The sequence below is a fragment of the Ruegeria profundi genome (assembly GCF_049800715.1).
Lineage (GTDB): Bacteria > Pseudomonadota > Alphaproteobacteria > Rhodobacterales > Rhodobacteraceae > Ruegeria > Ruegeria profundi_A.
Genome location: NZ_JBNAFO010000019.1, coordinates 41,403 through 50,015, shown reverse-complemented (window position 1 = coordinate 50,015; position 8,613 = coordinate 41,403). Strand labels below are relative to the sequence as shown.

Annotated in this window: 8 protein-coding genes; 1 reads left to right on the top strand and 7 read right to left on the bottom strand. The window is 60.3% G+C overall.

Translation table 11 applies throughout. The features are described 5' to 3' along the window. The first annotated feature begins 11 nt into the window (after positions 1 to 11). Positions 12 to 1,835 (top strand): BCCT family transporter, encoded by a 1,824-nt coding sequence (locus ACP15L_RS21680; RefSeq protein ID WP_170468484.1) that lies wholly within the window; start codon positions 12 to 14, stop codon positions 1,833 to 1,835. 93 nt (positions 1,836 to 1,928) lie between these two features. On the opposite strand, the gene ACP15L_RS21675 is transcribed toward ACP15L_RS21680, so the two are convergent. The 7 genes from ACP15L_RS21675 to ACP15L_RS21645 all read right to left on the bottom strand — a co-directional run bounded on the left by ACP15L_RS21675 (position 1,929) and on the right by ACP15L_RS21645 (position 8,533). Next, positions 1,929 to 2,771 (bottom strand): fumarylacetoacetate hydrolase family protein, encoded by an 843-nt coding sequence (locus tag ACP15L_RS21675; protein ID WP_425085744.1) that lies wholly within the window; start codon positions 2,769 to 2,771, stop codon positions 1,929 to 1,931. Between the two features lie 101 nt (positions 2,772 to 2,872). Continuing rightward, a complete protein-coding gene (locus ACP15L_RS21670; RefSeq protein WP_425085743.1) occupies positions 2,873 to 4,375 on the bottom strand; it encodes an aldehyde dehydrogenase (NADP(+)) in 1,503 nt (500 codons plus the stop codon). A gap of 12 nt (positions 4,376 to 4,387) precedes the next feature. After that, entirely contained in the window at positions 4,388 to 5,500 is a 1,113-nt protein-coding gene (locus ACP15L_RS21665; protein ID WP_425085742.1) for a fumarylacetoacetate hydrolase family protein, read from the bottom strand. Between the two features lies 1 nt (position 5,501). Further along, positions 5,502 to 6,332 (bottom strand): amidohydrolase family protein, encoded by an 831-nt coding sequence (locus ACP15L_RS21660; RefSeq protein ID WP_425085741.1) that lies wholly within the window; start codon positions 6,330 to 6,332, stop codon positions 5,502 to 5,504. Next, on the bottom strand, positions 6,329 to 6,757 hold the full coding sequence (locus ACP15L_RS21655; RefSeq protein WP_425085740.1) for an RbsD/FucU family protein: 429 nt from the start codon (positions 6,755 to 6,757) through the stop codon (positions 6,329 to 6,331). The genes ACP15L_RS21660 and ACP15L_RS21655 overlap by 4 nt, the downstream gene beginning before the upstream one ends. Continuing rightward, positions 6,747 to 7,799 (bottom strand): aldo/keto reductase, encoded by a 1,053-nt coding sequence (locus ACP15L_RS21650; RefSeq protein WP_425085739.1) that lies wholly within the window; start codon positions 7,797 to 7,799, stop codon positions 6,747 to 6,749. The genes ACP15L_RS21655 and ACP15L_RS21650 overlap by 11 nt, the downstream gene beginning before the upstream one ends. After that, positions 7,796 to 8,533 (bottom strand): GntR family transcriptional regulator, encoded by a 738-nt coding sequence (locus ACP15L_RS21645; RefSeq protein WP_425085738.1) that lies wholly within the window; start codon positions 8,531 to 8,533, stop codon positions 7,796 to 7,798. The genes ACP15L_RS21650 and ACP15L_RS21645 overlap by 4 nt, the downstream gene beginning before the upstream one ends. Positions 8,534 to 8,613 lie beyond the last annotated feature (80 nt).

Genomic DNA, 8,613 nt, shown 5'->3' with positions numbered 1-8,613 from the left:
GGAGGAAATTGATGTCGATTAAAGAACCGTTTACGGATTTGGACATTAAGACCGCGGATAGTGGTTTTTATGAGAATAACAGCGTTCCGATTGCGCTGATCAGTAAGGGTGTGATGGTAGCCCTTGTGCTTTGGGCGCTGATTTTTCCGGCGAACGCGAATAGCACTCTGGGCAGCTGGAACTCTCAGATTCTGGAGGTCTTCAACAGCTTCTACGTGGTCATCGTGGGGCTGTTTTTCTTCTTTCTGGCCATCGTTGCGCTGCTGCCGGCCACCGGCAAGCGGGTGATGGGGACGCCCGGCGAAAAGCCCGAGTTCTCAAATTTCTCATGGTTCTCGATGATGTTTGGGGCGGGTCTGGGTGTGGGCCTGATGGTGTTCGCCACCGCCGAGCCTCTGGGCCTGTGGGGCTCGAACCCCGTGGTTGTCGCTGGCGACGTCCCAGGCAATGAGCCCGAGGCGGTCCAGTCGGCCTATCGCTACACCTATCTGCACTACGGCTTCCACGCCTGGGCGATCTACGTGGTGACCGGCCTGTCGCTGGCCTATTACGCCTATACGCGCAACATGCCGCTGACCATCCGCTCGGCGCTGACGCCGCTGTTCGGCAAGCTGATGAACGGCTTCCTGGGCCATGTGGTCGACGTTCTGGGCGTTGTGGCAACGATCCTGGGTGTGTCGGTCACCATCGGCTATGGCGTCAGCCAGTTCATCGACGGTGTCTATGCGATCACCGGGATGGAGTGGATCATGGACCTCAATGGTGAAGTTCCGGCCCCGTCGAAGGTTGGCCTGATTGCAGGTCTGCTGGTGATCATGGGCCTGTCGATCATCTCGGCCGTGTCGGGTGTTGGACGGGGTGTTAAGTACCTGTCGAACCTGAACTTGGTGCTGTCGATCATCCTGCTGGGCACATTTGTCGTCTTCGGCTCGTTCGTCTTTGCGATGACCACCTATGGCACCGCGCTGGTGGACTACATCCTGCACTTCCTGTCGCTGAGCTTTGGCGCCTACGGCCCGCTCTCGGCCGAGGCGTTTGCAGCGGCTCTACCGGCCGAGGCTCAGGCCCATGCGGATGCCCTGATGGGTGGCGCGACCAATGCCTGGGGCAGCTATGACGGCTTCAAGAGCGGCCTGGAAGGCGCGGCAGCGGAACTCGACGAGGCCACTCTGGCCGCGGCCTATGCCGCCGGTGAGCAGGGTCGTCAGTTTGGCTGGCAGGCAGGCTGGACCACGTTCTACTGGGCCTGGTGGATTGCGTTCTCGCCCTTTGTTGGCCTGTTCCTGGCGCGCATCTCGAAGGGTCGCACCGTGCGTGAGTTCATCCTGGGCTGTGTCTTCGCACCGGCGCTGGTCTGCTTTGCATGGATGACGGTTCTGGGCGGCACCGCGATCGATCTGGAACTGGCCGGTGAAGCCGGAGGCGCGATCATCGGGGCCTCGAACACCAACAAGCTGTTCGTGACGCTGTCCTACATGATCGACGGTGGTCTGTTGTCGATGCTGAACGTGATGTGCGTTGTGCTGATCATGACCTTCCTGGTGACCTCGGCGGATTCGGGCATCCTGGTGATGAACACGATCATGTCGGGCGGCAGCCAGGAGACGGGCATCAAGCACCGCATCATCTGGGGTCTGATCCTGTTGGCGGTGATCGGCGCGCTGATCCTTGCAGCGGGTGAGAACAACCCGATGGACGCTCTGCGCAACGCGATGATCATCGGCGCGCTGCCCTTCACTATGGTGATGGGTCTGATGATGGTCGCCCTCGCCAAAGCACTGTTCCGCGACAGCCAGCGTGACAAACACGCCGAGGCACCACAGGCCGCAGAATAAACACACCTAAACACAAACAAGCCAAGCGCCGTCCAAACACAGGGCGGCGCTTTTCGTTGATACAGTGCTGTCTATTAGAAACGGCGATATTGGTTACCCGGCGACGACACTCTGTCGTTGCACACCCAATCCCTCAATCCCAAGCTCTATGCGGTCGCCCGGCTTGAGGTAGGTCTGCGGGTTTTGCCCCATCCCAACGCCCGGAGGCGTCCCGGTCGAGATCACATCGCCCGGTTGCAGTGACATAAATTGCGACAGGTGCGAGATCACCATCGCAACACCGAAATGCATCGTTCTGGTCGAACCGTCCTGATAGCGATGCCCGTTTACCTCGAGATACATCGGTAGGTTCTGCGGGTCCGCCACCTCATCTCGTGTCACCAGCCATGGGCCGATGGGGCCAAATGTGTCGGCGGACTTGCCTTTAACCCACTGGCCCGAGCGGTGAAGTTGAAAATCACGCTCGGACAGGTCGTTGACGACGCAATAGCCTGCAACATGATCCAGCGCTTCTTCTTCCGAGATATACTTGGCCTCTTTCCCGATGACGACGCCCAGTTCGACCTCCCAATCGGTTTTGACCGAGCCGCGCGGAATTTCGACGGTATCGTCCGGGCCATTGATCGCTGAGGTGGCTTTGAAGAAAATCACCGGCTCTTGCGGCAGTTCCATACCGCTTTCGGCGGCGTGATCGGCGTAATTCAGACCGATGCAGATGAACTTTCCCACCTGACCGATGCAGGCGCCAATTCGGGGGGTGCCTTCGACTTTTTGAAGGGTAGAGGGATCCAACGCACGCAACCGTGTAAGCGTTTCATCTCCCAGCGCCTCGCCCGATATGTCGCTAACCTCCCCCGAGAGATCGCGAATCGCACCCTCGGCATCCAGCAGCCCGGGTTTCTCAGCGCCCTTCGGGCCAAAGCGGAGTAGTTTCATATCGGGTTCCTTCGTTGCTCAGATCGTTCAACCGCCTTCAAGGGCTACGGCTGTACGGTGGTATTTCTGCTGACATCGCTCGCAAGGTGCATCCGGCAGCGCTAGACATCCTCGGGAAGCAGATCAGTAGGAATGTCCTGATAGCAGACCGGCCGCAGGAAACGACGGATCGACAAAGTGCCGACCGATGTCGCCCCGAAATTCGTCGACGCCGGGTAGGGGCCTCCGTGAACCATGCTGTCGCAGACCTCGACCCCTGTGGGGAAGCTGTTGGCCAGCAGACGCCCAGCTTTCCGCTCCAGCAGTGGCAGCAGCGCCTGCGCATCGGACTGGTCGCCCGGGTCCAAATGCAAAGTGCAAGTCAGCTGGCCTTCGATGGCGCGCGCAATCTGCTGCATCTGAGCTGTGTCGCGGACGCGGACGACGATGCCGAGCGGGCCAAAGACCTCCTCTTGCAGTTTGTGATCGGCCAACCAGTCATCGCCGGACACCGTGAACAAGTAGGGGGAAGCATCACGCGTCGCGCAGCTGGTGCCTATGATCTGGGTGACCCCGGTGCCCGCAGCAACACGCGAAACCCCCTGACGGTAGGCTTCGGCAATGCCATCGGTCAGCATGGTTTGCTCGGCTACGGCGGACAGGCCAGCTTCGGCGGCAGACTGGAACGCATCCGCCTCGGGGCCGTCAATGACAACCGCGATGCCGGGGTTGGTGCAGAACTGCCCAGCTCCCATGGTCAAAGAGCCAGACCAGCCGGTCCCGATCTCAGCCCCGCGCGCGGCGGCGGCTTGCGGCAGGATGAACATTGGATTGACCGAGCCCAGCTCACCGAAGAACGGGATTGGTTCGTCGCGTTGCGCACATAGATCGAACAGGGCGCGACCTCCTGCCAGACTGCCGGTAAACCCAACCGCCCGGATCAGAGGATGCTGCACCAGACGCGTTCCCACATCCCGCTTACCGCCTTGCACCAAAGAGAACACACCGGGATGCACGCCTGTCGCCTTGATAGCAGCATCAATGGCCTGCGCGACGATCTCACCCGTACCCGGATGCGCCGAATGGCCCTTGACCACGACGGGGCAACCTGCGGCCAAGGCGGCGGCCGTATCGCCCCCCGCGACCGAGAAAGCTAGTGGGAAGTTGGACGCGCCGAACACGGCCACAGGCCCCAGCGGGCGCTGGATCATACGTAGGTCGGGGCGGGGCAGGGGAGCGCGATTGGGCATCGCCGGATCGTGGCGCATGTCCAGATAGTCGCCCGCCTCAATGTGATCGGCGAACAGACGCAGCTGACCGACGGTACGGCCGCGTTCGCCTTGCAAACGGGCCTCGGGCAGGCCGGTTTCTTGCGTTCCGATTTCAGTGATTGCATCGCCGCGTGCGTCAATCTCGTCGGCGATCTTGCGCAGCAAGGCGGCGCGCTCGGCCCGGGTCGACCATCCGAACGAGGCAAAGGCCTCCTCGGCAGCGTCTACGGCACGGTCGACCAATGCGGGCGTGCCAACGGCAAAGTCATGGCTGGGACCATGGGCCGGTTCCGATGTAAAAGTGGCGTCTGCGCCGCCCCATTCGCCAGCGATCAGGTGTTTTCCGGTTAACATGTTGGTTCTCTCTTAAAGCAGGCCGCGTTGGGCGAGGTTTCGCATCAGGTGTGAGGCCCCGAAGGTCCATTCAGGACATTCCGTGGACAGGCGCACCGTGTTTGTCAGTGCCCCAAGCTGTTTATTGGCGATGGTGACGATATCGCCCAGTTTATGTGTGAAGCCGCCTCCGGGTGTGTCGCGGTCCTGGGTTGGGGCAAAGAGCGTGCCTAGAAACAACATCAGTCCGTCCGGATATTGGTGGTGGCGTCCGATGGTCTGTTTCACAAGATCCGCCGGATCGCGGCTGATCTGGGACATCGAAGACGCGCCATTCAGAACAAACCCATCGGGTCCGGTGACAGTCAGCGTCAACTCGGCCTTGCGCACGTCGTCGAGGGTGAAGCCATCATCGAAGAGCCGGATCATCGGTCCGATCGCGCATGAGGCGTTGTTGTCCTTGGCCTTGCTGAGCAGCAGGGCCGAGCGCCCCTCGACATCGCGCAGGTTCACATCGTTGCCCAAGGTTGCGCCCTTGATCTTACCTTGTGAGGTGACGGCCAGAACCACCTCGGGTTCTGGGTTGTTCCAGGTGGAAATCGGGTGCAGCCCGATATCGGCATCCGAGCCGACCGAAGACAAAACCTGCGCTTTGGAGAATACTTCGGCATCTGGACCAATCCCGACCTCCAGGTACTGGCTCCAGAGTCCTTCTTCGATCAGCGCCTCTTTGACCTTTGCGGCCTCATCCGAGCCGGGCGTGATATTGGACAGGCTGTCGCCAATCCGCGCGCCGATGCGCGACCGTATCGCCTCGGCTTTGGCTGGGTCGCCTGCGGCCTGTTCCTCGATCACGCGCTCGACCATTGAACCGGCGAATGTGACGCCGCAAGCTTTGACCGCTTGCAAGTCACACGGAGCGAGCCACTGATGATCCGCGTCAAACGGGCCAAGGTCTTCGCCTTGCGCCGCACGGACGTAATCCGCTGCATCGTCCAGCTCGAGAATATCCCGGACGGTTGGCGCAGTTTTCGACGTAATGTCGACCACGCGACCATCCCGCAGAGTCACAACGCAGGGGCCAATCCCAGCGCGCTCAATACGTCCGAGCCACAGCCCGTTGGAGTCCAGATTTGGTAAAGTCATATCAATCCCTGAGGTTATAGGCCCGCGCGGCGTTGTCACCCATGACGGCATCTCGTTCGGAGCTGCTGAGCTGGCTCAGCAAAAGGTCTGTGGTTTCCAGCCAGCGCTCAAAGCTGCTGGCCAAGGTACAAACCGGCCAGTCGCTGCCCCAGATCAGGCGCGACGGGCCAAAAGTATTCAGAAGGTGGTCCACATAAGGTCGCAGATCATCGACAGTCCAATCGGATGCCGCTTCGGTGACAAGGCCGGACAGTTTGCACCATGCGTTGGTCTCACTCGCTAGGGCTGCCATATCCGCGGCCCAACCCTCGAGTATTGCGTCCCGGATCAGCGGCTTGGAGCCGTGATCAATGACAACCTTCATGTCCGGATGACGGGCCAGTAGATTTCTGAGCGGTCCCAGATGCTGCGGCAAGGTCAATGCGTCGAACGTCAGACCCCGCGCAATAAGTTCGGTAAAAGCGGGGGTCAGAGCGTCGCCGAGCATCCATTGTTGGTCGGCAATATCCTGAATCATTGGGCGCAGACCAACCAACGCCGGGTGCGCATCCAACGCAGCGATTTGGGTCGCCGCATCCGAGGCTTCGAAATCGACCCAACCTACAACACCTTTGATAAATGAGGTCTCGTCCGCCAGGGACAGCATATATTCCGTCTCGGCCACCGTCGGAGCAGCCTGCACCAGCAGCGTACCTTCAATGCCAGCGTCTTTCAGCATTGGGGCCAGATCATCGGGGGTAAAGTCGCGGTAGATCACGTCCAAGTCAGGCGTCAGCCAGCCATAGTCCCCCCGTGCCACGGCCCAGAAGTGCTGATGCGCGTCAATCCTCATCCGATCACGCCCTTTTTCAGGATGATATTGCCGTAGAGCCTGCGCTCGCCCGTTTGAACGATGGCAAACGCGTCCGCCGCACGCTCATAGAAGGCAAACCGCTCGAGCCCCTGAATCTTAGCAGGGTTGTCCGCAGTCGTGTCGATGATCTCCTGAAAATCCTCGACGGTTTCGGGAATTGCGTCCGGATCACCGACTACCTTCATGGTCAGGGCCGGGTCGGTCACGAATGTATCAAGAGGCATCACGGACAGCACAGCCCGCAGCACCTCTCTGGCGGTTGACCCATCCGCCCGGATGCAATCCGGGCCGGTGCTTGTACCGGGAAAGTTCGCATCCGCGATCACGATTTCATCGCCGTGACCCATGGCTCTGAGCGCATGTAGCAGGCTGGGCGACAGAATGGGGTCGATGTTACGCAGCATCGGCGGCCTCACTCGGAAGCGGTGCATCCGGACGGATCAGCCCCTCGGAGCGCAGATCAGACCAGAGGCCCGGGGGCACTTCCCGCTCTAGCAGGTCCACGTTGGATTGCACCTCGGCTGCGCTGACGGCACCCGGCACGACTGTTTTGACGCACGGATGGCCCAGAACAAATTGCAGGGCCGCCGCGATCAGAGGGGTGTCATGCGCAGCGCAAACGGCCTCGATCTTACGGACGCGCGCCAGTATTTCCTCGGGCGCATCGGCGTAGTTGTATTTTGCACCCGGCACGGCTCCGGTCGCGAGGATGCCGGAGTTGTATGGCCCGCCCAGAATGATCCCCACGTCGCGCTTTTCACAAAGGGGCAGAAAGCTGTCTAACGCCTCTTGCTCAAGCAGCGTGTAGCGGCCGGCTAGCAGGAAGCCGTCGAAATCACCCAGACCCAACAGCTTTTCACACACCTGCCATTCGTTCACACCTGCGCCGATGGCGGCAATCTCTCCGGCGTCGCGCAGCTCAACCAGTGCCTTGTAGCCGCCACCGTCGAACAGCTCACGCACCTTGGCGTCGGACATTTCCTGACTGCCCTGGCTGAACACGCAGACGTCATGCACCAGAAGGATGTCGGCATTTGCGACCCCGATGCGCTCACGGCTGGCCTCGTAGGAGCGCATCACCCCGTCATAGGTATAGTCGAATTCGATCCGTTTTTGCGGAACGTCCACGAAAGCCTCGGGCGTGACCTCATGTGGTTCGCAATCCAGCAGCAGGCGCCCGATCTTGGTGGACAGCTGGATGTTCTCGCGGCCAAAGCGGGCAATCGCTTCGCCAAAGCGGCGCTCGGACCGCCCAAGCCCGTATTGCGGTGCGGTGTCAAAGAACCGAATGCCCGCATCATAGGCGGCCTGAAGCGCGGCCTGCGCGTCTTCATTCGACACTTTGCGGTAAAGGTTTCCCAGCGGGGCACCGCCAAATCCCATCCGGGTCAGCGGAACGGGCCGCGCAGTGCGGTTATTGAGCAATTCTGTCTGTGAAACGGTCATCCTGCCTCGCTATGCGACTGTTGCGTGAAGTTGAAAAGGTGGGGTTTTTGCTGCTTGAGTTCCTCGATGCGCGGCATCAACTGTCCCAAGTGGGCGCGCATGGCGTCCTGAGCGGTCTGTTCGTTGCGGCTGCAAATCGCGTCAAAAATGGCTTTGTGTTCCGCCAGTGTTTCCGCAATCCGGCCCGGGGTCGGCAGCAGCAGCATCCGCGCCCGGCTCACCTGCAGAGAAACATTCTGCGCAACGTTGGCGAGGTGACGGAAGCCGGTGAAGTCCATCAGCATGCCGTGAAACTCTTCGTCGGCCTGATAGAAGCCGGGAATATCATCATCTTCGATCAAAAGCTCTTGCAGGCGCATATTGCGGCTGAGGCGTTTGCGCTGATCTTCGGTCAGGTCCCGCGTCACTTTGGCGACGGTTGCTAGTTCGAGTGCTTCACGGAGAAAGGCGCCTTCGCGGATTTCGTCCATCGAGAAATAGGACACACGCGTCCCCGATTGCGGGACCACATCCACCAAACCTTCAGATGCAAGCCGGGCGATGGCGTCCGCAACAGGCGCGCGTGACACGCCTAAACGCTCGCAAACCGGGGCCTTCCGAAGATTCGCGCCCGGTGGAAAGTCCAGCGCCAGAATCGCCGTTTTCAAAGAGTGGTGAACCCGCTGAGCCAGCGACCCTTCGGTGGTCGCAATCTCGGGCAGGAGAGAGGCGTCAATATCTTGGAGCTTGTTCATGATCAGGGTTTAACATTCTAACATGTTAGTTGACAAGAGAAGATCTACCACTTAGCAACATGGGTCAAGCAAGCGGGGAA

Bases quoted from the DNA above. Each gene is read 5' to 3' on its own strand.
- ACP15L_RS21680 (WP_170468484.1), top strand. From the start codon at position 12: ATGTCGATTAAAGAACCGTTTACGGATTTGGACATTAAGACCGCGGAT.
- ACP15L_RS21675 (WP_425085744.1), bottom strand. From the start codon at position 2,771: ATGAAACTACTCCGCTTTGGCCCGAAGGGCGCTGAGAAACCCGGGCTG.
- ACP15L_RS21670 (WP_425085743.1), bottom strand. From the start codon at position 4,375: ATGTTAACCGGAAAACACCTGATCGCTGGCGAATGGGGCGGCGCAGAC.
- ACP15L_RS21665 (WP_425085742.1), bottom strand. From the start codon at position 5,500: ATGACTTTACCAAATCTGGACTCCAACGGGCTGTGGCTCGGACGTATT.
- ACP15L_RS21660 (WP_425085741.1), bottom strand. From the start codon at position 6,332: ATGAGGATTGACGCGCATCAGCACTTCTGGGCCGTGGCACGGGGGGAC.
- ACP15L_RS21655 (WP_425085740.1), bottom strand. From the start codon at position 6,757: ATGCTGCGTAACATCGACCCCATTCTGTCGCCCAGCCTGCTACATGCG.
- ACP15L_RS21650 (WP_425085739.1), bottom strand. From the start codon at position 7,799: ATGACCGTTTCACAGACAGAATTGCTCAATAACCGCACTGCGCGGCCC.
- ACP15L_RS21645 (WP_425085738.1), bottom strand. From the start codon at position 8,533: ATGAACAAGCTCCAAGATATTGACGCCTCTCTCCTGCCCGAGATTGCG.